Here is a 23,823-nt window from a genome sequence, read left to right as displayed (position 1 = left end):
CGTCCGCGTGTGCACCCGCGTCCCCCTGCGGCTCCTGGGCACGGCCGGTGTCGTGCGCGGTGCGCGTGGGGTTGGTCGCCCCGGAGGGGCGTGTCGGCTGATCGCGCGCGACCGGGGGGCCTGATACCCGCATGGGGCCAGACGCCACTCGGGCATCGGAGGAGGGGGTCACGTCGCCACGGGCGGCACAGGTGAGGGCTGCCGTGTGCCGGTCCGCCGGCCTGACCGGCACAGGCGCGGAGTTGATCCGCTTCGGCGAGAACGCCCTGGTTCGCCTGGCCTACGCCCAGGTTGTGTCTCGGCCGCGTCGCACGTTCCGGCGTGGTGCTCGGCGGCCTCTTCGTCGTCGCCCAGGTGATAAAGCCTCGGTCATCTCACGTCCCCTCGCGATTGACTGCCCTGGACGTCTGTCCGTCCTTGATGAGGCATGGAAAAGGCCCGCGATCCGAAAGGATCACGGGCCATTCCCTTTTTCGTCACGGGCCAGACCGAGCGGATCAAGTTGCCAGGGCCCATGTCCTCAGCCGGGCCTGCACGTCCTGGTCCGGAGGGTTTTCGTGCCCTCCGCACCAGGTGCAAGTGGTGCACGATGAGCTTGTCGTCGCTTCCCGGCCCCGCCGCTCCTTGTGAATGGTCCACCAGGTAATGGCGTAAGCAGGGCCGGACGTGATGAGCGCTACCGCGATCTCAACGATGGCCACGACCTCACCTCCAAGCTGGGTGCCCTGTGCACATCACGGTAGGTTGGAGAAGCCCCTGCGGGAAGCCCGATAGTTGCGGGCAGGAAGTTCGGTAACCGACCTGTGACGGTTTGAAGACTTGGCGAGGTCGTCAGACGAGCTCCGCGCCGACTAAAACAATCTCTGTCGAGTCGATCTGTTGTGCCCTTCTGCTGCCTCGGCCGGTGCTGTAGACCTCCACGTGGTCATGACCTCTGGCCGCGATCGTGCGGCAGGGCTGGAGGCGAGGACGTTGCCCTGTCCGGCCGCTGTTATCGCGGTGTCTTCCAGAACGATGTGCAGGTCGGTCACGAACCGGTTACCTGGTCCAGGCGCCGGTCCAGCTCGCTGTCGAGGCTCTGCTGCCCGGCCGCGGTGGGCGCGTATCCGTTCCGTGCCTTGAGCGCCTCGCGGGCCTTCTCCGCCCGTTCGGCGCGCTCGGCCGGGGTGAGCAGGCTCTCGGCGAGGCGGGCCAAGTAGGCGCGCAGGGAGATGCCTTCGGCCGCCGCGACGGCGGCGAGCCGGTCTGCCCGCACCCCGCGACCGCGGCGCGGGCGTCCGCTTATGCACCGCCGCCGGCCCCGCAGTTCGTGGGTACGGCAGGCGTCGTGCGCGGTGCGCGTGGGGTTGGTCGCCCCGCAGGCAGGCGCCGGCCCTCGCGCGTGACAAGAAGAGCTGGTGGCGGCCTGGAACAGCCGCTCTCGATCGATGGCCTCCCCGGTCACCTTCTGGCATCTGATCGAAGAGGGTGACCGCGGTCTGTTCACATGGTGAGGGCTAGCTTCCTCCCATGAGGATCCGCTGCAGTTCGGTTGCGTCTGCGGTCGTGATCTGGTCGGCGTCGGGAGGGGTGATCGCCACCGTGACGCCGAAGTCCCAAAAGTCGGTGACCCTCCAGATCTGACGATTGGCGGCGGCGTTCTGGATCGCGATCCGGCGCGCCAGGCCCGCGTCGTCGAGCCACACCTCTGCCGGCAGCTCGCGCAGGTGACGGAGTGGCCCTTCCGGTACTCCTATCCCCGCCGGCAGGAGTTCGTCCGCCGCCGCGATATCGATGGTGAGCCGATAGTGAGTGGTGAGGGCGTCACGGATGGTGTCCGTACCGGCCTCGATGATGTCTTCACCGGCACCGAACAGGGCATCCAGTGGCCAGAGCGGATTGTGGTGGCCGCGTGGGCCGTCCCGGTGACCGTCGGGGGAGGCGAACCATGAATCACCCGCACGTATCAACTCGGTCGCTCCGTCGTAGAGCATCTCGTGCGGTCTGGTGAGTGACTCTGGCGCGTTCTGCAGGTCATCCAGGACATGCGGGGGTAAGAGCAACTGGGACACCTGCGCCACGCGGGCCGTGAAATCGACCACGCCCTCACCGAGTTGCTCCCGCTCCTCGAGTGTTGGCCCACCGAGATGCAACCCATACGACAACCGCGCCGAACCGGCCGTCGAGGTACGCGCAGCAGCGGCCTGCACACGAGTAGTGACGTCCTCGGAGCTTCCTGTCATGATCCGATCTCCTCGTCACGGGTAACCCAAGCTACCCGGCTCGGAGTTCGCAGAAGAGCCTCGGCGCACGCCGGCCGTGACGCCCCTAGGTGAGCGCGCCGACCTATCCCGGCTCTCGGCGACGGCGGCGGCGTCACGCGCTCGTGGTCGCCGCAGCCGCACCCAACGCGACGCCCGGGCCGCGGCGTGGAGGCGTCTGTGTTTACGGCGAGGTGCGGGGGTTTCCCCGGTCGATGGTGAAGACCACACTGCTGCCCGACTGGAGCGGTGTCGTGAAGATGGCGTAGGCGGCGGCCTGGCGGAAGGTTGCGGGGTGGGTGCGGCCGTGCTGTGTCAGGCCGCCTGCCCCGATGCGGCTGATGCCGGCGGTCTGGGTATTGATGATCTCGGATCCGATGCCGGCGCCCACGGTGAGGCGGTACTCGGCATCGAGGATGGATCTGAACGTATAGGCTTGAACGCGGATTTCCCGGTCGGTGCCCAGGTATTTCTGGGCTGCCACGTAGAACTCGATGGAGTGCGTTCCGTGGTGGCGTTGGGAATCGAGCAACGGAAACCTGTACTCAACGGCCGGAGATTCCCTGATGACCGTCTGGCGGGGAGCTGCCAACGGGAGCTCCTCTCCGTCGACCTTCAGGCAGTCGATACGGAAGCACCGGGGATCCGACGGGTTCAGCCCTGCGTCGACCTGCCACCGGAAGATGTATCTGGGGTCATCGGTGAATGCGCTGAAGGGTTCGTCCGTGAGCGAGGAGACGCAGATCAGCCGCAGCTCTTTGGGGAGATTGGTGGTCTGGTAGGAAACGCGCATCGCCTGCACGGCAAATCCGTCCGGGCGGAGCCCGTCCAGGTGGCAGTCCCATCTGTAGCGGGCCAGGGCGCCGGCGAACAGATTCTCCCGAACCGGCTCCAGGACTTCCCGCAGTGCGTCATCGACGGCTTGTCTCACCTGGAGCGTCGTGTCGCGGATCGTGATCTGTCCGAAGATGAAGCTCACGATCGCCGCCGATGCCAGCGCGGTGCCGACCACCTCAAGTGAGGTGGTGAGCATCTCGCCGTCGGAGCGGTTCGCCGAGAAGAACAAGATGATCGCTCCGACGACGAGCACGAGCCAGTTGTACGTCAAGACCCGGCGCCGGACTTCGGCGATGACGTCCCGCTGGTCAGCCATGGAGTTGCCCGTCCCCGCCCGGTGGCCGCATGCGTGACGGAGGAGTGATTCTTCCCGGGTTCACCCAGCCTCCCGAGCCACCCGTCAACGTCAACTCAGCGTAGAGGCAGGCAGTTTGGAGCGTCCACCCGCCGTGAGTACCGCTTCGCGCTTCGCCGCCGCCGGACGTGGTGCGGGTGGGTTCTGGCAGAGTGCGGCGGTGATCGTCAGACTGGCGCAGGAGCGGGACTTCTCCGGTTTTCTCGGGCTTGCGGCCGGGGTTGAGCAGTGGTTCGGACCCATGGTCGAGGAGCCCGGGTTCCACGATGCCGTGCTGGGGCACATCCGGCGGGGGGTCGCGCTCGTCGCCGTCACCGGGGGCGGGGTGGTCGGGGGGTTGCTGTTCGGGGGTGAGGCGCCCGTTTTCCGGGTGCACTGGCTGGTGGTGTCCGCGGGGGCGCGGGGGCAGGGCGTCGGGCAGGCGCTCATGGCGGAGGCGGAGCGGCGGTTCGTACGGGGGCGGGGGGCCGGGTGTCTGGAGGTGGTGACGTTCGGGGCCGATCACCCGGGGGCCGTCGCCGGCGGGGCGCGGGTCTTCTACGAGCGGCTGGGGTTCAGGCCCGCCGAGGCGGCGCCGGACGGGCCCGAGGGGGGTTCGCGGCAGGTATTCCGGCGGACGGTGGGGGAGTGAGGGGCCGGGTTCGTACTCAGGCGGGGGTGAGTACGTGCGCCCTGGTGCGGGGTGCGAGGGGTCGTGAAGCTGGGGTGCATGCTTCGTGTGCTGCGGGTTCTGCTGGTCCGACTCCTCTCGTACGTTCTCCTGACCGGCGCCGCCGCCGGGGCCTGGGCCGCGTGGCTGGGGTGGGACCAGCGGCGCGACGAGACCGGGTATGACGACTCGCCGTACGAGGCGTGGCAGGTCGGCGGGTTGGTGCTGACGCTGCTGGTCGCCGTGGTCGTCGTCGCGTACGTACGGCACTTCGTGCCCGCCGTGCTCGGGTCCACCACCGGGATGACCTTCGCCTCGTACTACGACTGGTCGGACGACGCGAGCGGGCTCTTCGCCGTCGGGGTCGCGCTGATCCTGATGGGGACCTTCGTCGGCTCCGCCCTCGTCGCCGTCGCCGTCGGTGCCCTGCGCGGGGGGCCCGCGGAGCCGGGTGAGTGGCAGCGGGCCTTCACCGTGGTCCGCTGACGGCGGGGCCGGCACAGACGCCGACCCGGACACCGGCACAGACCCCGACCCGGACACCGACACAGACCCCGACGGCGCAAGCGGAACCGGGGTCGTCGGGTGCGGCGTCCTCTGGCGGGGTGGCCCGGCGTTCGCGAGAATGCGGCGTCCGTTGCCGCCCGGCGAGTCGTACGAAGCCGACGCGAACGTCACGGAGTCCCCCATGACGCATTCCGCACCACCGCAGCAGCACCCCCCGCCCCCTCCCCAGTCGCAGTACCTGAAGGAGATCAACTCCAGGCTCCGCCCCGGCACCGTCGTCCCCGCGCTGCTGCCGCCCACCGTCCGCGCCGACGCCCACGGAGTCCGTGAGGCGGTCGTACCGCCCGCCGCACCGCAGGCCCGGCAGGGCTCCCTCGCCGACATTCCCTTCGACAACGCCGCTCACGCCCCCGGCGACCCCGTGCTCGCCCGCCCGCGTGCCGACGGGACCTGGGAAGACGTCACCGCCGCCGAGTTCGCCGAGCACGTCCTCGCCGTCGCCAAGGGCCTCATCGTCCATGGGCTGCGCCCCGGCGACCGGATCGCGATCATGTCGCGTACGACGTACGAGTGGACGCTGCTGGACTTCGCCGCCTGGGCCGCGGGCCTGATCACCGTGCCCGTCTACCCCACGTCCTCCGCCATCCAGGCCCGCCACATCCTGCACGACTCCGGCTCGATCGCCTGCGCGGTCGAGAGCGTCGACCAGGCCCGGCTGATCAGCGGCCGGCGCCAGGACCTGCCGCACCTCGCCCACCTCTGGCAGCTCGACACCGGCATCCTCGGCCAGCTCGCCGCCGCCGGCCGGGACGTCCCCGACACCCTCGTGCGCCAGCGCCGCGCCGGCCTGGGCCCCGGCAGCGTCGCCACCGTCATCTACACCTCGGGCACCACCGGCCTGCCCAAGGGCTGCGTCCTCACCCACGGCAACTTCCTCGCCGAGGTCGACAACGCCATCGAGCTGCTCTATCCCCTCTTCACCGCCGTCATCGAAGACCCCCCGTCCACCCTCCTCTTCCTTCCCCTCTCCCACGTCCTCGGCCGTATGACCGCGATCGGCTGCCTCCGCGCCCGCGTCAAACTCGGGCACGCGCCCAGCATCAAGACCGAGGACCTGCTGCGCGACCTCGCCGGCTTTCGCCCGACGTTCTTCGTCGGCATCCCCTACGTCCTCGAAAAGGTCTACAACACCGGCCGCGCCACCGCCGAAGGCATCGGCCGCGCCGCCTCCTTCGACCGCGCCGCGAAGGTCGCCGTCCGCTACGCCGAGGCCCTGGAGGCCGAGCTGCACGGCGAGGGGCCGGGCCCCGGGGCCGGGCTGCGCGCCCTGCGCAAGCTGTACGACGCGCTCGTCTACCGCCGCATCCGGGCCGCCCTCGGCGGTCGCGTCAAGTACGCGATCTGCGGCGGCTCCCCGCTCGGCCGCCGCCTCGCCGCCTTCTACGCGGGCGCCGACGTCAAGGTCTTCGAGGGGTACGGGCTCACCGAGACCACCGCCGCCACCACCGTCACCCCGCCGCTGAAGCCCCGTTTCGGCACCGTCGGCTGGCCGCTGCCGGGCACCGGGATTCGCATCGCGCACGACGGCGAGGTGCTGGTGCGCGGCGGGAACCTCTTCTCCGGCTACTGGGACGCCGAGGCCGGCGTCACCCGGCTCGACACCGACGACGGCTGGTTCGCCACCGGCGACATCGGCGAGCTGGACGCCGACGGCTACCTGACGATCACCGGCCGCAAGAAGGACCTCATCGTCACGGCCTCCGGCAAGAACCTCGCGCCCGCGCCCCTGGAGGACCGGCTCCGGGCGCACCCGCTGATCAGCCAGTGCCTGGTCGTCGGCGACAACCGCCCGTACGTCGCGGCCCTCCTCACCCTCGACCCCGAGGGGCTGCAGCACTGGCGGATGATGCGCAAGCGCGAGTACGTACCGGCGCCGGACCTCGTGCGCGACCCGCTGCTCCGCGCGGATCTGCAGCGGGCGGTGGACTCGGCGAACGAGCTGGTCTCGCGCGCGGAGTCGATACGCCGGTTCGCGCTGCTGTCGGCGGACTTCACGGAGGAAGGCGGGTACCTGACGCCGTCGATGAAGCTGAGGCGGTCGGCGATCGTACGGGACTTCGGGCAGGTCATCGACGAGCTGTACACGGCCGAGGACTGACCGGGGGCGGGCGCCCGCCCGCCCCCGGGGAACGGGAGCGGGTACGGGCCGGGTGCCGGCGCGCGGGCCGGCACCGCGCGCTCCGGGTGCCGCCGGCCCGGGAGCCCGCCACGCAGCGGCCCGGCGTGCTACCGCCGTTCCGCTGCCGCCAGCAGCCGGCGCAGCGACGCCTTCGCCGGCGGGCCCCACGTCGCCTTGCCGCCCGCCCGGCCCTGTACGCCCGCCTCTCCGATGAGCAGCCCGGCCAGCGCCCGCACCACCGCTATGCCGCGGGCGCGGCGCAGCGTCGCCGCGTCGACGGACGGCCCGTACGCGGCGTAGAAGCGGTCTGCGGCGGCCTCGTCGGGGAGCAGGATCCACGTGGAGGCGAGGTCGAGGGCGGGGTCGCCGCGGCACAGGTCGCCGAAGTCGATGACGCCGCAGAGGGTGCCGTCGGCGGTGAGGACGTTCGCCGGGTGCAGGTCGCCGTGCAGCCACAGCGCCGGTCCCGCCCATGCCGGGGCGGCGACGGCGTCGTCCCAGACGGCCCGTACGGCATCCGCGTCGGCGACGAGCCCCAGCCCGGCCGCCTCGGCGAGCTGCTGCTCGAACCACCCGGTCGCCTCGGTCAGCGGCCCGCCGCGTCCCCGCCCGGCGGGGGCACCACCGGGGGCGGGCCGGTGCAGCGCGGTCAGGAACGCCGCCAGGGCGTCGGCCGCGGCCGGGCCGCGGGTGACCGGGGCGCGGTCGGCGGGCGTGCCGGGGACCCAGGTGGTGACGATCCAGGGGCGCCCGAAGCGCGCGGAGGGCTCGCCGAGGCGCTGCGGGACGGGCACGGGCAGCGGCAGGAGCGGGGCCAGGCCGGGGAGCCAGGTGTGCTCCTTGCGGAGCAGTTCGTCGGCGGACTCCGTCGCCCACGGGAGCCGTACGGCGAGGTCGTCGCCGAGCCGCCAGAGCTGGTTGTCCCAGCCGCGGGCGGCGAGGCCGAGGGGGCGGTCGGCGAGGTCGGGGTGCTGGTCGCGCAGCAGGTCGCGGATCAGCTCGGCGGTGATCTCGGGGTGGGCGGCGTCCGCCCCCGTCTCGTGCCCGGGCCCGGTGCCCGTCTCCGCGTCGCTCATACGGCGCCACCGTATCCGCCCCCGCCGGCACCCGGACATGAGAGAACCCCCGCCGGGAGGGCGGGGGTTCCTCAGGTCAGCCTGGGGCGTGCGTCACGACGGGGAGACGTTCGCCGCCTGCGGACCCTTCGGGCCCTGCTGCACGTCGAAGGTCACCTGCTGGTTCTCCTCGAGCGAGCGGAAGCCTTGGGCGTTGATAGCGGTGTAGTGGACGAAGACATCGGGACCGCCGCCGTCCTGGGCGATGAAGCCGAAGCCCTTTTCAGCGTTGAACCACTTGACGGTTCCGGTAGCCATGAGCCCTCCTTGGGCCAAAGGGTCGCCCTGCCCCAGAGCCTCGAAGAAGCCTGAAAACGACACATGCCCGCGGCGTCAGAATCTCCGCAGGCACGGTACTGCAAGGAAACCAAACTGCAACTTGCGCTTGAGCCTAGCACGCGCGAGCCCGCCCCGGTAGGGAAAGGATCACGCTCCGGTGAGCCCCCGCACCCGCGTGCGGTAAGGGCTGGGTCTAGCCTCGGACCCGTGACAGCACCACCTCCTGACGCGGGAGCTAGGCGCCGGCCACGAGTCGGCCACATCCAGTTCCTGAACTGCGTTCCCCTCTACTGGGGCCTCGCCCGTACGGGCAGCCTGCTCGACCTGGAGCTTTCGAAGGACACCCCGGAACGGCTCAGCGAGCAGCTCATCGACGGGGAGCTGGACATCGCCCCCGTCACCCTCGTGGAGTACCTGCGACACGCCGACGACCTCGTCGCCCTGTCCGACATCGCCGTCGGCTGCGACGGACCCGTGATGTCCTGCGTGATCGTCTCGCAGCGGCCGCTGGCGGATCTGGACCGGGAGCGCGTGGCGCTCGGTTCCACCTCCCGCACCTCCGTGCGCCTGGCCGAGCTCCTGATCGACGAGCAGTACGCCATCGCGCCCGACTACTACTCGTGCCCGCCCGATCTCTCCCTGATGATGCGCGAGGCGCAGGCCGGCGTGCTCATCGGGGACGCCGCCCTGCGCGCCTCGCTGCACGACGCCCCGCGGCTGGGGCTGCACGTCCACGACCTCGGGCAGATGTGGAAGGAGTGGACCGGGCTGCCGTTCGTCTTCGCCGTGTGGGCCGTACGCCGCGACTTCCTGGCGCGCGAGCCCGAGCTGGTGGCGAACGTGCACCGCGCGTTCCTCGACTCCCGCGACCTGTCGCTGGCGGAGGTCGACAAGGTCGCGGAGCAGGCGGCGCGGTGGGAGTCGTTCGACCCGCCGCTGCTCGAACGGTACTTCCGCACCCTGGACTTCAGGCTGGGCGACCGGCAGTTGGAGGGCATCGACGAGTTCGCCCGCCGGGCCGGCTTCCCGGACGAGGCGCGGGTGCGGCTGCTGCCGGCGGCAGGGCCGTCCCCGGCCGGGTCCGCCTAAGCTGGGGTTCGCTCCAGGGGGCGTACGAGAGAACCGCAGGCGAGGCGGGTCCGGGGGGAGTCCATGCAGCCAGTTCAGAGCGGTGATCCCGAGGCCGTCGGGCCGTACCGGGTGCTCGGCAGGCTCGGCTCCGGCGGCATGGGCCGGGTCTTCCTGGGCCGCAGCCCGGGCGGCGCCACCGTGGCCGTCAAGGTCGTCCACCCGCACTTCGCGCACGACGACGAGTTCCGCACCCGGTTCCGCCGCGAGGTCGAGGCCGCGCGCCGCGTCGGCGGCGCGTGGACCGCGCCGGTGCTCGACGCCGGTCCCGACGACGACGTGCCGTGGGTCGCCACCGGGTACGTCGCCGGGCCCAGCCTCAGCGACGCCGTGGCCGAGCACGGGCCGCTGAGCGAGGAGACCCTGCGGCCCATGGGCGCGGGGCTCGCCGAGGCGCTGGCGGCGGTGCACGGGCTCGGGCTCGTGCACCGTGACGTGAAGCCCTCCAACGTCCTGCTGACCCTCGACGGTCCCCGGCTCATCGACTTCGGTATCGCCCGCGCCACCGACGGCACTACCTCGCTGACCGCCTCCGGCGCCTCGATCGGCTCGCCCGGTTACATGTCGCCCGAGCAGATCCTCGGCCGGCCCGTCACCGGCGCCGGCGACGTCTTCAGCCTCGGCGCCGTACTCGTCTTCGCGGCCACCGGGCAGTCCCCGTTCCCCGGGGACAGCGCCCCCACGCTGCTGTACCTGGTGGTGCACGAGGAGCCGCAACTGCACGGCATGACGGGCGAGCTGCGGGATCTGGCGCTCGCGTGCCTGTCGAAGGACCCCGCGGCGCGGCCGGAGCCGGCGGAGCTGGTGCGCGGGCTGACGGCGGGCGGTGAGGCGGCGCATCTCGTACGGCCCGGATGGCTGCCGCCGCCGGTCACCGAGCAGATCAGCAGGCGCGCGGTGGAGCTGCTGGCGATGGAGGCGCAGCCGGCGGCGGGGCCGGAGCGCCGGGACGACGGGCTGCCGTCGGGGCCGGTGCCGCTGCAGCAGGCGGAGTACGGGCCGGGGGCGTTCGGGCCGCCGCCGGTGCTGGAGACACCGGCGGCGGGGACCTCGGGCATGGACGCTGCGGGCGCGCCGGGCCACCCGACGCCGCCCGGTGCCCCGACGCCGCCCGGCGGCCCGACGCCCGCCGGCGCACCTGGCGCCGGGGCCGGCGCGCTCGGGGCAGTGGCGGCGACGGCCCCGGAACGGCGCGCGGAGGTCGGCCTGCGCTCGCGCCGGTTCAGTTGCACCCTGGTGCTCTCCGTCGCCGGCGCCCTGGCGGCGCTGACGCTCGGCCTGTTCTTCGTCCCCGGCCTCCTGGACGGCGGCGGGGACAGCCCGCAGGCCGGGGACGCCACCGGCGGCGCCACCGGCGGCAGCGGCGAGGACGACTCCGGCGGCAGCGGCACCGGCGGCGACTCCGGCGCGACCACCGAGAGCCCGTCCCCGGAACCGACGGGGAAGGAGGCCGACGCGGTACCGGAGGAGTTCGTCGGCGACTGGAAGGGCGAGATCCTCCAGGACAACGGCGTGCCCAACGGTGACGTCAGTGTGGAGATCGAGGCCGGGAAGAAGGGCGAGTACGTCGCGTACTTCGACTACTCCGTCTACGACGTCGCGCACTGCTACAGCCGCGCCAAGCTCACCGCCGCGACCGGCACCACCCTCACCCTCCACGAGGTGGACGACCCGGAGCGGAAGAGCACCGAGGGCGTCTGTGCGCCCGGCACGTCGACGGTGACGCTGACCCACAAGGGCGGCGCGACCGTCGAGTACCGCTCCGACGCCGACGCCGCGGGCAACCCGCGTTCGACGCTGACGAAGGGCGGCCGTTGAGGGACCGGGCCCTCCCCCTGCGCCGGAGTCGGTGACCTGCTCCGCGTAGGCTGGGGTCCGCTCGTACGCACCACTCGCGGAAGGGGCCGGTCACCGTGACCACCGATCTGCAGGCAGTCCTGGACCGCGCCGCCGCGGGGGGCCGCGTGACCCCCGGCGAGGCCCTCGACCTGTACCGCTCCGCCCCGCTGCATGCGCTGGGCGCCGCCGCCGACGCCGTACGCCGCCGGCGCTACGCCGGGACCGAGCACATCGCGACGTACATCATCGAGCGGAACATCAACTACACCAACGTCTGCGTCACCGCCTGCAAGTTCTGCGCCTTCTACGCCCCGCCCACCGCCAAGGACAAGGGCTGGATCCGCGGCCTGGACGACATCCTGCGCCGCTGCGAGGAGACCGTGCGGCTCGGCGGCACGCAGATCATGTTCCAGGGCGGCCACCACCCCGACTTCGGCGTGGAGTACTACGAAGAGCACTTCTCCGCGATCAAGAAGGCGTACCCGCAGCTCGTCATCCACTCCCTCGGCGCCTCCGAGGTCGAGCACATGGCCCGTATCTCGGGCACCACCGCCGAGGACGCCATCCGCCGCATCCACGCCGCCGGGCTGGACTCCTTCGCGGGTGCCGGCGCCGAGCTGCTGCCGGCCCGGCCGCGGCAGGCCATCGCGCCGCTGAAGGAGAGCGGCGAGCGGTGGCTGGAGATCATGGAGACGGCGCACGGCCTGGGCGTGGAGTCGACGTCCACGATGCTGATGGGCACGGGCGAGACGAACGCGGAGCGGATCGAGCACCTGCGGATGATCCGGGACGTCCAGGACCGTACCGGCGGGTTCCGGGCGTTCATCCCGTACACCTACCAGCCGGAGAACAACAAGCTGAAGGGCCGTACCCAGGCGACCACGCTGGAGTATCTGCGGATGATCGCCATCGCGCGGATCTTCCTCGACAACGTCGCGCACATCCAGGGCTCCTGGCTGACCACCGGCAAGGACGCCGGCCAGTTGACGCTGCACTACGGCGCGGACGACCTCGGCTCGGTGATGCTGGAGGAGAACGTGGTCTCCTCCGCCGGGGCGCGGCACCGCTCGAACCTGCGCGAGATCATCGAGATGATCCGCGGCGCCGACAGGGTGCCCGCGCAGCGTGCGACCACATATGAGCATCTTGTGGTGCACGACGACCCGGCGCACGACCCCGTGGACGACCGTGTCGTCTCGCACCTGTCGTCCACCGCCATCGAGGGCGGGACGGCGCACCCGGAACTGACGCTGGTGGAGGCCGACCGGTGACGCGCGCGACCCTGGAGAAGCAGCCGCACGAGGTGGCGGCGATGTTCGACGACGTCGCCGCGAACTACGACCTCACCAACGACGTCCTCTCCCTCGGCCAGGCCCGGCTGTGGCGCAGGGCGGTCGCCCGCGCGGTCGACGCCCGGCCGGGGCAGCGGGTGCTGGACCTGGCGGCGGGTACGGGCACGTCGTCGCTGCCGTTCACGGCGGCCGGCGCGTACGTGGTGCCGTGCGACTTCTCGCTGGGGATGCTGCGCGAGGGCAAGCGGCGCCACCCGCGGCTGCCGCTGACGGCGGGGGACGCGACGCGGCTGCCGTTCGCGGACGGCGTCTTCGACGCGGTGACGATCTCCTTCGGGCTGCGCAACATCCAGCAGACGGCCGCGGCGCTGCGGGAGATGCGGCGGGTGACCCGGCCGGGCGGCCGGCTGGTGATCTGCGAGTTCTCACACCCGACGTGGGCGCCCTTCCGGACCGTCTACACGGAGTACCTGATGCGCGCGCTGCCGCCGATCGCGGAGCGGGTGAGCAGCAGCCCGGACGCGTACGTCTACCTCGCGGAGTCCATCCGCGCCTGGCCGGACCAGCCGGCCCTGGCCGGCCGGCTCGCCGCCGCGGGCTGGACCCGCCCGGCCTGGCGCAACCTCAGCGGCGGAATCGTCGCCCTCCACCGCGCATACGCACCGAGCTGAGGCTTCCGCGGGGCGGACGCGGCGGTGTCGGGGGCGGCACTTAGAATGCGGGGAACGACCCGCTTTACCTGGGAGCCGCCGTGACCGACGCCTCTGAGTCCACCCGCACCGCCGATGTGATCGTCGTCGGGGCCGGGCCGGGCGGCTCGACGACCGCGTACTACCTCGCCAAGGCCGGGCTCGACGTCCTGCTTCTGGAGAAGACCGCGTTCCCCCGCGAGAAGGTCTGCGGCGACGGGCTCACCCCGCGGGCGACGAAGCAGCTCCTCGCCATGGGCATCGACGTCTCGGAAGAGGCCGGCTGGCTGCGGAACAAGGGCCTGCGCATCATCGCCGGGGGCAACAGGCTCCAGCTCGACTGGCCGGACCTGGCCGCCTACCCGGACTACGGGCTGGTCCGCAAGCGCGACGACTTCGACCAGCAGCTCGCCCAGCAGGCCCAGAAGGCGGGCGCCCGGCTGTACGAGCGGTGCAACGTCGGACAGCCGGTCATCGACGAGCGCACGGGCCGGATCACGGGCGTCCACGCCAAGCTCGGCGAGGAGAAGACGCCCGTCACCTTCCACGCCCCGCTGGTCATCGCCGCCGACGGCAACTCCTCCCGGCTCTCCCTGGCCATGGGCCTCCACCGCAACGAGAAGCGCCCGATGGGCGTGGCCGTGCGGACGTACTTCACCTCCCCGCGGCACGAGGACGACTATCTGGAGTCCTGGCTGGAGCTGTGGGACACGCGCGGCCCGGTGGACCGCCTGCTGCCCGGGTACGGCTGGGTGTTCGGCATGGGCGACGGCACGTCCAACGTCGGCCTCGGCATCCTCAACTCCTCCGCCGCCTTCAAGGAGCTGGACTGGCGGGACGTGCTCAAGGCGTGGTGCGCCTCGATGCCGGAGGAGTGGGGCTACACCCCGGACAACATGACCGGCCCCATCCGCGGCGCCGCCCTCCCCATGGCCTTCAACCGCCAGCCGCACTACGACCGCGGCCTGCTCCTCGTCGGCGACGCCGGCGGCATGGTCAACCCGTTCAACGGCGAGGGCATCGCGTACGCGATGGAGTCCGGCCAGATCGTCGCGGACCTCGTCGTCCAGGCCCAGGGCCGCGCGACGTACGGCCAGCGCGAGCTGGCCCTCAAGCGCTACCCGAAGGTCCTCAAGGACACCTACGGCGGCTACTACCAGCTCGGCCGCGCCTTCGTCCGCCTCATCGGCAACCCGAAGGTCATGAAGCTCGCCACCGAACGCGGCCTCACCCACCCGGTCCTGATGCGCTTCACCCTCAAGCTGCTGGCGAACCTCACGGACCCCCAGGGCGGCGACGCCATGGACCGCATCATCAACGGCCTGACGAAGGTCGCCCCGCGAGCTTGAGAATGCGCGCACACGCGCAGCACCACCGCACACGAGAGCCCCCTCGCCGCTGACGGCGGGGGGGCTCTCGTGGTGCGTGGGTGTGGTGCCGAGGGTCAGAGGACCCGGGCGGCCGAGGTGGGCATGTAGTACGACATCTCCTGGATCACCACGCCCTTCGACGGGTTGGCCGCGTCCAGGTACTTGCCGTCGCCGATGTAGACGGCCACGTGGTACGCCGAGCCGGTGCCGCCCCAGAAGACCAGGTCGCCGGGCTGGACGTCGGAGACCGCGACCGGGGTGCCGACCGTGGACTGTTCCGCGGCCGTGCGGGGGAGTTCCACGCCCACGGTGCGGAAGGCGGCCTGGGTCAGGCCCGAGCAGTCGTACGACGACGGGCCGGTGGCGCCCAGCACGTACGCCTTGCCGACCTGGGCGTTGAGGAAGTCCAGCACCGTGCCGACGCTGCCCGACGCGGCCGGGGCCGCCGCGGAGGTCTCCTCGGCGGGGGCGGTCTCGGTGGTGGGGGCGGAGGAGGCGGTGGCGAGTTCCTCGCGCTCCGCCGCGCGGGCCGCGGCGCGCTCCTGGGCGCGCTTCTCGGCGGCGCGGGCCTCCGCCTTCTTCTTGGCCTTGGCGGCGGCCTTGCGGGCGTCCTCCGCGGCCTCCTGCGCGTCCGCGCGCAGTTCGAGGCGCAGGGCCGCGGTCCGGGTGGCGTCGGCGCTCTGCTCGACTCCGGTGGTGAGTGCGGTGCTCATGTCCACGGCGGGGAGTTCTGCGGTCGACTCCGTGGCCGTCGATCCGGTCGTCCTGCTGGTGTCTGCGAGGGCGGGAGCGGACGCCGCCGTCGCGACCATCGTGCCGAGGGCGCCACCGGCGACTCCGGTGCGGACGACCCACGCGGGGGCCTGCCGGCGCCGGGGCTTCCGGTGGCTGGGTATGTGCGGTTTACGGGACATGGACACCAGCGCTATCAGGGGGAAGGTCCGTGTTTCAACAGTCGTGGGATGCGCCACACTTGGCGGCCCTGCTGGCGAAATAGGTGATTTGGGCTGTCTGTTCCCGGCCCGCTTCCCGGCTCCCGCTCTCCCGCGCGTCGTTACCCGCGCGATACGCACGGGATTTGGGCCGCGCGCCGAACGTTGCCGGACGGTTATCACTTCTCCGGCCGCAAACCAAGCAAGGGCCGTTGCCGCGGAACGCCCCTGTGGTCCACATCACTCCGATTCGTTTTCGCGTCCCGCACCCCCCGCGGGGGCCTTGAGAGGGCGTGCGCAAGCGACCGGAGGCCGGAAAATCAATTGAGCGGGAGGGTGCTCGAATTTGCCTCCGGTCGCACCTCGGTGAAATCATCCGCCTCCCGAACCCCACCGCCCCCACGCCGCTGACCTGCGGCTGCCCTCCGGTGGCGGAGATCCGGTGATCGTTCCTTCGCACCGCGTGATCCCTCCGGCGGGCATTCGCCGGTCCGATCGATCACCGGGTGGTTAAGATCACAAAGCTTAGGGGACCCCCGTGTCACAGATCACAGCGCAGTGGGCATAAGATGCCCATCAGTAGGGCTTGTGAACTGCCTCACATGTGCGCGATCTTGGTGGGGCAGGAACGCGAGTCCGGTGTGGACTGGCAGGCAGTCATCGTCGACTGGAGAGGAGCGGGGCAGCGGTGAACGTATACACGCCGATCCTCGTGCTCGGGGCCATTGCGACGGCCTTCGCGGTGTTCTCCGTGGTCGCTGCGGCGCTCGTGGGCCCGAAGCGCTACAACCGGGCCAAGCTCGAGGCCTACGAGTGCGGCATCGAGCCGACACCGACGCCGCCCGGCGGGGGCCGCTTCCCGGTCAAGTACTACCTGACGGCGATGTTGTTCATCATCTTCGACATCGAGATCGTCTTCCTCTACCCCTGGGCGGTGTCCTTCGACGCCCTGGGGATCTTCGGGCTCGTGGAGATGCTGCTCTTCGTGCTCACTGTCTTCGTCGCCTACGGCTACGTGTGGCGGCGCGGTGGACTGGAATGGGACTAGGAGGCACCACGAATGGGACTTGAGGAAAAGCTCCCGAGCGGGTTCATCCTGAGCACGGTCGAGGAGGTCGCCGGACTGGCACGCAAGTCGTCGGTCTTCCCCGCGACCTTCGGCCTCGCGTGCTGCGCGTTCGAGATGATGACCGCCGGCGCCGGCCGCTACGACCTGGCACGCTTCGGCATGGAGGTCTTCCGTGGCTCGCCCCGCCAGGCCGACCTGATGATCGTCGCCGGCCGGGTGAGCCAGAAGATGGCACCGGTGCTGCGCCAGGTGTACGACCAGATGCCCAACCCCAAGTGGGTCATCTCCATGGGCGTCTGCGCCTCGTCCGGCGGCATGTTCAACAACTACGCGATCGTGCAGGGCGTCGACCACGTCGTGCCGGTCGACATCTACCTGCCCGGCTGCCCGCCGCGCCCCGAGATGCTCATGGACGCGATCCTCAAGCTCCACGCCCAGATCCGTCACGACAAGCTCGGCGTGAACCGGGAGCAGGCGGCCCGGGAGGCCGAGGAGGCCGCGATGAAGGCGCTGCCGACGATCGAGATGAAGGGTCTTCTCCGGTGAGTGAGGAGAACGCGGACGGGGTCAACCCCGACCAGGACGTGAACGCGGAGAACCTGCCGGGCAGGCGCGGCGAGCACGGCGAGACCATCCGCGTCCAGCGCGGCATGTTCGGCTCCGAGAACGGGGGCGACACCTCCGGCTACGGCGGCCTGGTGCGCAGCGTCCGGCTGCCCGGCGAGGCCGTGCGTCCGTACGGCGGCTGGTTCGACGAGGTCGCCGACGAGCTGGAGGGCGCCCTCGACGAGCAGGGGCTCCTCCCCGAGAACGCGATCGAGAAGACCGTCGTCGACCGCGGTGAGCTGACCTTCCACGTCGACCGCACACACCTGGTGCGCGTGATGCGCACCCTGCGCGACGACCCGGCCCTGCGCTTCGAGCTGTGTACCGGCGTCTCCGGCGTGCACTACCCCGGAGACAAGGGCCGCGAGCTGCACGCCGTGTACCACCTGCGCTCGCTCACCCACAGCCGGCTGCTCCGGGTCGAGGTCAGCACGCCCGACCACGACCGGCACATCCCGTCCGTCGTGGAGGTCTACCCGACGAACGACTGGCACGAGCGCGAGGTCTACGACTTCTTCGGCATCGTCTTCGACGGCCACCCGGCGCTGACCCGGATCTTCATGCCGGACGACTGGCAGGGCCATCCGCAGCGCAAGGACTACCCCCTCGGCGGCATCCCCGTCGAGTACAAGGGCGCCCAGATCCCGGCTCCCGACCAGCGGAGGTCGTACCGATGAGCACCACCCACGCGACCGGGGCGGCCCGGGAGACCACCGAAGGCACCGTCTACACCGTCACCGGCGGCGACTGGGACGAGGTCGTCGAGTCGGTGCACCGGGCCGACGACGAGCGGATCGTCGTCAACATGGGCCCGCAGCACCCCTCCACCCACGGCGTGCTGCGGCTCATCCTGGAGATCGACGGCGAGACCGTGACGGAGTGCCGCTGCGGGATCGGCTATCTGCACACCGGGATCGAGAAGAACCTCGAATACCGGACCTGGACCCAGGGCTCCACCTTCGTGACCCGCATGGACTACCTGACCTCGTTCTTCAACGAGGCCGGGTACTGCATGGCGGTGGAGAAGCTGCTCGGCATCACCGACGAGGTGCCCGACCGGGCCACCGTCATCCGGGTGCTGCTGATGGAGCTGAACCGGATCTCCTCCCACCTGGTGGCCATCGCCACCGGCGGCATGGAGCTGGGTGCCACCACGGTCATGGTCTACGGCTTCCGCGACCGCGAGATGATCCTCGACCTGTTCGAGCTGATCACCGGCCTGCGGATGAACCACGCGTTCATCCGCCCCGGCGGCCTGGCCCAGGACCTGCCCCCGGGCGCCGTCGACTCGATCCGCGAGACGATCAAGACGCTCCGCAAGAACTTCCCGGAGTACGACAAGCTGGCCACCAACAACCCGGCGTTCAAGGCCCGGATGCAGGACATCGCGCATCTGGACCTGACCGGCTGCATGTCCCTGGGCGTCACGGGCCCGGTGCTGCGCGCCACCGGGCTGCCGCACGACCTGCGCAAGACGGACCCGTACTGCGGCTACGAGACGTACGACTTCGACGTCCCCACCGCCGACACCGCCGACGCCTACGGCCGCTTCCTCATCCGGCTGGAGGAGATGCGCCAGTCGCTGCGGATCGTCGAGCAGTGCGTGGACCGGCTGGAGCCGGGCCCGGTGATGGTCGCCGACAAGAAGATCGCCTGGCCCGCGCAGCTCGCGCTGGGTCCCGACGGGCTCGGCAACTCGCTGGACCACATCAAGAACATCATGGGGACCTCGATGGAGGCCCTGATCCACCACTTCAAGCTGGTCACCGAGGGCTTCCGGGTGCCGCCCGGGCAGGCGTACGTGGCGTTGGAGTCACCCAAGGGCGAACTGGGCGTGCACGCCGTCAGCGACGGCGCCACCCGGCCGTACCGGGTGCACTTCCGTGAGCCCTCGTTCGTGAACCTGCAGGCCATCGCGGCCATGACCGAGGGAGGCCAGGTGGCCGACGTGATCGTGGCGATCGCATCCCTCGACCCCGTGCTGGGAGGCGTCGACCGATGACGACTGCGGAACCTGACCTGAGCAGCCAGGCGGCCGTACCGCTGGGCATGCCCCAGTTGCCGGCCCCCGACTACCCCGCCGAGGTGCGCGAGCGGCTGGCCGCGGACGCCCGGGAGATCATCGCCCGGTATCCGGACAGCCGTTCGGCGCTGCTGCCGATGCTGCACCTGGTGCAGTCGGAGGAGGGGCACGTCACCCGCACCGGCATGCAGTTCTGTGCCGAGATGCTGGGCCTGACCGCCGCCGAGGTGACCGCGGTCGCCACCTTCTACACCATGTACCGGCGCAAGCCCTCCGGCGACTACCAGGTCGGGGTCTGCACCAACACGCTCTGCGCGGTCATGGGCGGCGACGCCATCTTCGACGAGCTGAAGGAGCACCTGGAGGTCGGCAACCAGGAGACCACCGAGGACGGCAAGGTCACTCTGGAGCACATCGAGTGCAACGCCGCCTGCGACTTCGCCCCCGTGGTGATGGTCAACTGGGAGTTCTTCGACAACCAGACCCCCGAGTCCGCCAAGCGGCTCGTGGACGACCTGCGCGCCGGTAACGAGGTGCGTCCCACCCGCGGCGCGAAGCTGTGCACGTTCAAGGAGACCGCGCGCATCCTGGCCGGCTTCCCCGACGAGCGCCCCGGCGTCGTCGCGGAGTCCGGCGGCGCGGGCCCCGCCTCGCTCATGGGCCTGCGCATGGCCAAGGGCGAGGAGCCCGCCGCGCGCGTGGTCAGCCAGCGGGCCCACCCGCACCCGGAGAACCCGCCGCCGGACGCGCTGGAGGACCAGCCGCCCGCCGGCCACCCCAGTTCGCACGACGCGCCGCAGCAGACCTCGGCGTCCGACCCGGCGCACCCGCACACCGCGTCCGCGGATGAGCCCACCGAGGAGGAGGGCGCGTGATGACCGTCGACTCGCCGGAGAAGCTGCTGACCCCGGTGCTCTCCGCCTTCTGGGACCAGCCCGAGTCCTGGACCCTGGAGACGTACCGGCGCCACGAGGGGTACGAGGGCCTGCGCAAGGCGCTCGCGATGTCGCCGGACGACGTCATCGCGTACGTCAAGGACTCCGGCCTGCGCGGTCGCGGCGGCGCAGGCTTCCCGACCGGCATGAAGTGGCAGTTCATCCCGCAGGGCGACGGCAAGCCGCACTACCTCGTCGTCAACGCCGACGAGTCGGAGCCGGGCACCTGCAAGGACATCCCGCTGCTCTTCGCCAACCCGCACTCCCTCATCGAGGGCATCGTCATCGCCTGTTACGCGTTCCGCTCCAGCCACGCGTTCATCTACCTGCGCGGCGAGGTCGTACCGGTGCTGCGCAGGCTGCACGAAGCGGTGCGCGAGGCGTACTCCGCGGGCTTCCTCGGCAAGAACGTCCTGGGCTCCGGGCTCGACCTGGACGTCACGGTGCACGCCGGCGCCGGAGCGTACATCTGCGGTGAGGAGACCGCGCTGCTCGACTCGCTGGAGGGACGGCGCGGCCAGCCCCGGCTGCGTCCCCCCTTCCCCGCCGTCGAGGGCCTCTACGCCTGCCCCACCGTGGTGAACAACGTCGAGTCCATCGCCTCTGTTCCCGCGATCATGAACAAGGGCAAGGAGTGGTTCCGCACGATGGGCAGCGAGAAGTCCCCGGGCTTCACGCTGTACTCGCTCTCCGGCCACGTCGCCAGCCCCGGTCAGTACGAGGCGCCGCTCGGCATCACCCTGCGCCAACTGCTCGACATGGGCGGCGGCATGCGCCCCGGTCACCGGCTGAAGTTCTGGACCCCCGGCGGCTCGTCCACCCCGATGCTCACCGAGGAGCACCTGGACATCCCCCTCGACTACGAGGGCGTCGGCGGCGCCGGCTCGATGCTCGGCACCAAGGCGCTGCAGTGCTTCGACGAGACGACCTGCGTGGTACGGGCCGTCACCCGCTGGACCGAGTTCTACGAGCACGAGTCCTGCGGCAAGTGCACGCCCTGCCGCGAGGGCACGTACTGGCTCGTCCAGCTCCTCCGCGACATCGAGGCGGGCAAGGGCTCCCTGGCCGACCTGGACAAGCTCTTCGACATCGCCGACAACATCAACGGCAAGTCGTTCTGCGCCCTCGGCGACGGCGCCGCGGCGCCGATCTTCTCCTCGCTGAAGTACTTCCGCGAGGAGTACGAGCAGCACGTCACCGGCGGCGGCTGCCCGTTCGACCCGGCCAAATCCACCGCCTGGGCCGACGCCCCCGGCTCCACGACCCACCAGGAGGTGACCGCGTGACCGTCACGGAGCCGGAGAAGGCACCGGAGAAGGCTGCCGCACCGGAGAACATGGTCACGCTGACCATCGACGGCGTCGAGGTCAGCGTGCCCAAGGGCACCCTGGTCATCCGGGCCGCCGAGCAACTCGGCATCGAGGTCCCGCGGTTCTGCGACCACCCGCTGCTCGACCCGGTCGGTGCCTGCCGCCAGTGCATCGTCGAGATCGAGGGCCAGCGCAAGCCGTCGGCGTCCTGCACCATCACCTGCACCGACGGGATGGTGGTCAGGACCCAGCTCACCTCCGACGTCGCCGAGAAGTCGCAGCGCGGCGTGATGGAGCTGCTGCTCATCAACCACCCGCTGGACTGCCCGGTCTGCGACAAGGGCGGCGAGTGCCCGCTGCAGAACCAGGCGATGTCCACGGGGCAGGCCGAGAGCCGCTTCGAGGGCCAGAAGCGCACGTTCGAAAAGCCCGTGCCGATCTCGGCGCAGGTGCTCCTCGACCGCGAGCGCTGCGTGCTGTGCGCGCGCTGCACCCGGTTCTCCAACCAGGTCGCGGGCGACCCGATGATCGAGATGCTGGACCGCGGCGCGCTGCAGCAGGTCGGTACGGGCGAGGGCGTGCCCTTCGAGTCGTACTTCTCGGGCAACACCATCCAGATCTGCCCGGTCGGCGCGCTCACCTCGAAGATGTACCGCTTCCGCTCGCGCCCCTTCGACCTGGTGTCCTCGCCGTCCGTCTGCGAGCACTGCGCCGGCGGCTGCGCCACCCGCACCGACCACCGCCGCGGCAAGGTCATGCGGCGGCTCGCCGCCAACGACCCCGAGGTCAACGAGGAGTGGATGTGCGACAAGGGCCGCTTCGGCTTCCGCTACGCGCAGCTCCCCGACCGCCTCACCCACCCGCTGGTCCGCGACGAGGACGGTGAGCTGCAGCCGGCGAGCTGGCCCGAGGCGCTGCGCGCCGCGGCCGCCGGCCTGGCGGCGGCCCGCGGGCGGGCCGGGGTGCTCACCGGCGGGCGGCTGACGGTGGAGGACTCCTACGCGTACGCGAAGTTCACGCGCGTCGCGCTCGACACCAACGACATCGACTTCCGCGCCCGGGTGCACAGCGAGGAGGAGGCCGGGTTCCTGGCCGCGCAGGTCGCGGGTACCGGACGCGGTGTCACCTACGCCGCGCTGGAGAAGGCGCCCGCGGTGCTGCTCGCCGGCCTGGAGGCCGAGGAGGAGGCGCCCGGCGTCTTCCTCCGGCTGCGCAAGGCGTGGCGGAAGAAGGGCCTGAAGGTCTACGCGCTCGCGCCCTTCGCCACCCGCGGTCTGACGAAGGCCGGCGGCACGCTGCTGCCGGCCGCCCCGGGCACCGAGCCGAGCTGGCTCGACGCCCTCGGCTCCGGCGCGGGACTCGGCGAGGACGGCAAGGCCGCGTCGGACGCGCTGCGCCAGGAGGGCTCGGTGATCCTCGTCGGCGAGCGGCTGGCGGGGGTACGCGGCGCACTGTCCGCCGTGGTGCGTACCGCGGAGGCCACCGGCGCCACCCTCGCCTGGATCCCGCGCCGCGCCGGCGAGCGCGGGGCGATCGAGACGGGCGCGCTGCCCGGGATGCTGCCCGGCGGCCGGCCGGACACCGACACCGAGGCGCGCCGCGAGACCGCCGCCGCGTGGGGCCTGGCCGACCTGCCACAGGCGCCCGGCCGCGACACGGGCGCGATCCTCGACGCCGCGGCGGCGGGGGACATCGGCGCGCTGCTCGTCGGCGGCGTCGAGGTCGCCGACCTGCCGGACCCGGCGAAGGCGCGCGAGGCGCTGGACCGCGCGGAGTTCGTGGTCAGCCTGGAGCAGCGGCCCAGCGAGGTCACCGAGCGGGCCGACGTGGTCTTCCCGGTGGCCGCCGCGGCCGAGAAGCAGGGCACCTTCCTCAACTGGGAAGGCCGCGCCCGGCCGTTCGAGGCCGCGCTGAAGCCGGACCAGATGGTCCGCCGGCTCGCCCCCGCCGACCAGCGGGTGCTGCACATGCTCGCCGACGCCCTCGACGTCCACCTCGGCCTGCCCGACGCCCGTACGGCACGGGCCGAGCTGGACCGCCTCGGCGTGCGCACCGGCGGCCCGCGCCCCACGCCGCCGGACGAGCGCGCCGCGCCGCTGCCGCAGCCCGGCGCCGGCGAGGCGGTGCTCGCGGGCCACCGGCTGCTGCTCGACGAGGGCCGGCTGCAGGAGGGCGACGCCGCCCTGGCCGGCACCCGCCACGAGGCGGCGGCCCGGCTCTCGCCCGCCACCGCCCGGGCCACCGGCGTCGCCGACGGCGACCCGCTCGCCGTCACCGGTCCCGCCGGCACGGTGACGCTCCCGCTGCGGATCACCGCGGAACTGCCCGACCAGGTCGTGTGGCTGCCGCTGCAGTCGACGACCCCGGGCGTGACGGCGGCCACGGGCGCGAACCCCGGCGACCTGGTCCAGGTTTCCGCCGTATCCAAGGAGGTCGAAGCGTGACTGTGATGCGGACGCGAACCTGCGC

21 protein-coding genes are annotated in these 23,823 nt (G+C 71.6%); 15 read left to right on the top strand and 6 right to left on the bottom strand.

What is annotated here, in order from left to right; all coding sequences use genetic code 11:
* Positions 1-1,027: 1,027 nt before the first annotated feature.
* From I003_RS0108625 to I003_RS0108615, 3 genes are all read right to left on the bottom strand, one after another.
* Positions 1,028-1,255, bottom strand: coding sequence for a hypothetical protein (locus I003_RS0108625; RefSeq protein ID WP_027771160.1), 228 nt, complete (start codon positions 1,253-1,255; stop codon positions 1,028-1,030).
* 241 nt (positions 1,256-1,496) lie between these two features.
* Entirely contained in the window at positions 1,497-2,222 is a 726-nt protein-coding gene (locus I003_RS0108620; protein ID WP_158688947.1) for a hypothetical protein, read from the bottom strand.
* Positions 2,223-2,424: 202 nt separating this feature from the next.
* The gene (locus I003_RS0108615; protein WP_027771158.1) at positions 2,425-3,393 is read right to left on the bottom strand and encodes a hypothetical protein; all 969 of its coding nucleotides are present in this window, start codon (positions 3,391-3,393) and stop codon (positions 2,425-2,427) included.
* Between the two features lie 199 nt (positions 3,394-3,592).
* On the opposite strand from I003_RS0108615, the gene I003_RS0108610 reads away from it, so the two are divergent.
* From I003_RS0108610 to I003_RS0108600, 3 genes are all read left to right on the top strand, one after another.
* Positions 3,593-4,063 carry a GNAT family N-acetyltransferase gene (locus I003_RS0108610; RefSeq protein ID WP_027771157.1) on the top strand — a complete coding sequence of 157 codons (471 nt, stop codon included), beginning with the start codon at positions 3,593-3,595 and terminating at the stop codon, positions 4,061-4,063.
* 78 nt (positions 4,064-4,141) lie between these two features.
* Positions 4,142-4,567 carry a hypothetical protein gene (locus I003_RS0108605; RefSeq protein ID WP_027771156.1) on the top strand — a complete coding sequence of 142 codons (426 nt, stop codon included), beginning with the start codon at positions 4,142-4,144 and terminating at the stop codon, positions 4,565-4,567.
* 202 nt (positions 4,568-4,769) lie between these two features.
* Positions 4,770-6,746, top strand: a complete 1,977-nt coding sequence (locus I003_RS0108600; protein WP_078563839.1) for an AMP-dependent synthetase/ligase — start codon at positions 4,770-4,772, stop codon at positions 6,744-6,746.
* A 128-nt stretch (positions 6,747-6,874) separates the two neighbouring features.
* On the opposite strand, the gene I003_RS0108595 is transcribed toward I003_RS0108600, so the two are convergent.
* On the bottom strand, positions 6,875-7,843 hold the full coding sequence (locus I003_RS0108595; RefSeq protein ID WP_078563825.1) for a phosphotransferase: 969 nt from the start codon (positions 7,841-7,843) through the stop codon (positions 6,875-6,877).
* Positions 7,844-7,936: 93 nt separating this feature from the next.
* Positions 7,937-8,140, bottom strand: a complete 204-nt coding sequence (locus I003_RS0108590) for a cold-shock protein (RefSeq protein WP_018840208.1) — start codon at positions 8,138-8,140, stop codon at positions 7,937-7,939.
* Positions 8,141-8,368: 228 nt separating this feature from the next.
* Here I003_RS0108590 and I003_RS0108585 point away from each other — a divergent pair, with 228 nt between their 5' ends.
* The 5 genes from I003_RS0108585 to I003_RS0108565 all read left to right on the top strand — a co-directional run bounded on the left by I003_RS0108585 (position 8,369) and on the right by I003_RS0108565 (position 14,458).
* Complete coding sequence (locus I003_RS0108585; RefSeq protein WP_027771153.1) at positions 8,369-9,250, top strand: menaquinone biosynthesis protein; 882 nt, start codon at positions 8,369-8,371, stop codon at positions 9,248-9,250.
* A gap of 63 nt (positions 9,251-9,313) precedes the next feature.
* Complete coding sequence (locus I003_RS0108580; RefSeq protein WP_027771152.1) at positions 9,314-11,107, top strand: protein kinase domain-containing protein; 1,794 nt, start codon at positions 9,314-9,316, stop codon at positions 11,105-11,107.
* Between the two features lie 95 nt (positions 11,108-11,202).
* The gene (mqnC, locus tag I003_RS0108575; protein WP_027771151.1) at positions 11,203-12,399 is read left to right on the top strand and encodes a cyclic dehypoxanthinyl futalosine synthase; all 1,197 of its coding nucleotides are present in this window, start codon (positions 11,203-11,205) and stop codon (positions 12,397-12,399) included.
* On the top strand, positions 12,396-13,091 hold the full coding sequence (locus I003_RS0108570) for a demethylmenaquinone methyltransferase (RefSeq protein WP_027771150.1): 696 nt from the start codon (positions 12,396-12,398) through the stop codon (positions 13,089-13,091). Before mqnC ends, I003_RS0108570 begins: the two co-directional genes overlap by 4 nt.
* Before the next feature lie 80 nt (positions 13,092-13,171).
* Positions 13,172-14,458, top strand: coding sequence for a geranylgeranyl reductase family protein (locus I003_RS0108565; protein WP_027771149.1), 1,287 nt, complete (start codon positions 13,172-13,174; stop codon positions 14,456-14,458).
* A 95-nt stretch (positions 14,459-14,553) separates the two neighbouring features.
* Here the strand turns inward: I003_RS0108565 and I003_RS0108560 are convergent, their stop codons facing one another.
* Positions 14,554-15,291, bottom strand: a complete 738-nt coding sequence (locus tag I003_RS0108560) for a C40 family peptidase (RefSeq protein WP_078563823.1) — start codon at positions 15,289-15,291, stop codon at positions 14,554-14,556.
* Between the two features lie 808 nt (positions 15,292-16,099).
* Here I003_RS0108560 and I003_RS0108555 point away from each other — a divergent pair.
* From I003_RS0108555 to I003_RS0108525, 7 genes are read left to right on the top strand one after another with little or no spacing between them, the layout of a single operon-like run.
* Complete coding sequence (locus I003_RS0108555) at positions 16,100-16,459, top strand: NADH-quinone oxidoreductase subunit A (protein ID WP_027771147.1); 360 nt, start codon at positions 16,100-16,102, stop codon at positions 16,457-16,459.
* A 12-nt stretch (positions 16,460-16,471) separates the two neighbouring features.
* Positions 16,472-17,026, top strand: a complete 555-nt coding sequence (locus I003_RS0108550) for a NuoB/complex I 20 kDa subunit family protein (RefSeq protein WP_027771146.1) — start codon at positions 16,472-16,474, stop codon at positions 17,024-17,026.
* Positions 17,023-17,763, top strand: coding sequence for an NADH-quinone oxidoreductase subunit C (locus I003_RS0108545; RefSeq protein WP_027771145.1), 741 nt, complete (start codon positions 17,023-17,025; stop codon positions 17,761-17,763). The genes I003_RS0108550 and I003_RS0108545 overlap by 4 nt, the downstream gene beginning before the upstream one ends.
* Positions 17,760-19,088 carry an NADH-quinone oxidoreductase subunit D gene (locus I003_RS0108540; protein WP_027771144.1) on the top strand — a complete coding sequence of 443 codons (1,329 nt, stop codon included), beginning with the start codon at positions 17,760-17,762 and terminating at the stop codon, positions 19,086-19,088. Before I003_RS0108545 ends, I003_RS0108540 begins: the two co-directional genes overlap by 4 nt.
* A complete protein-coding gene (gene nuoE, locus I003_RS0108535) occupies positions 19,085-19,984 on the top strand; it encodes an NADH-quinone oxidoreductase subunit NuoE (protein ID WP_051368144.1) in 900 nt (299 codons plus the stop codon). The genes I003_RS0108540 and nuoE overlap by 4 nt, the downstream gene beginning before the upstream one ends.
* Complete coding sequence (gene nuoF, locus I003_RS0108530; protein WP_027771142.1) at positions 19,984-21,330, top strand: NADH-quinone oxidoreductase subunit NuoF; 1,347 nt, start codon at positions 19,984-19,986, stop codon at positions 21,328-21,330. Before nuoE ends, nuoF begins: the two co-directional genes overlap by 1 nt.
* Positions 21,327-23,798, top strand: coding sequence for an NADH-quinone oxidoreductase subunit G (locus I003_RS0108525; RefSeq protein WP_027771141.1), 2,472 nt, complete (start codon positions 21,327-21,329; stop codon positions 23,796-23,798). Before nuoF ends, I003_RS0108525 begins: the two co-directional genes overlap by 4 nt.
* Positions 23,799-23,823 lie beyond the last annotated feature (25 nt).

The sequence above is a fragment of the Streptomyces sp. CNQ329 genome (assembly GCF_000482585.1).
The sequence above is the reverse complement of the archived record's forward strand: the minus strand, read 5'-3'. Positions and strand labels throughout refer to the sequence as shown.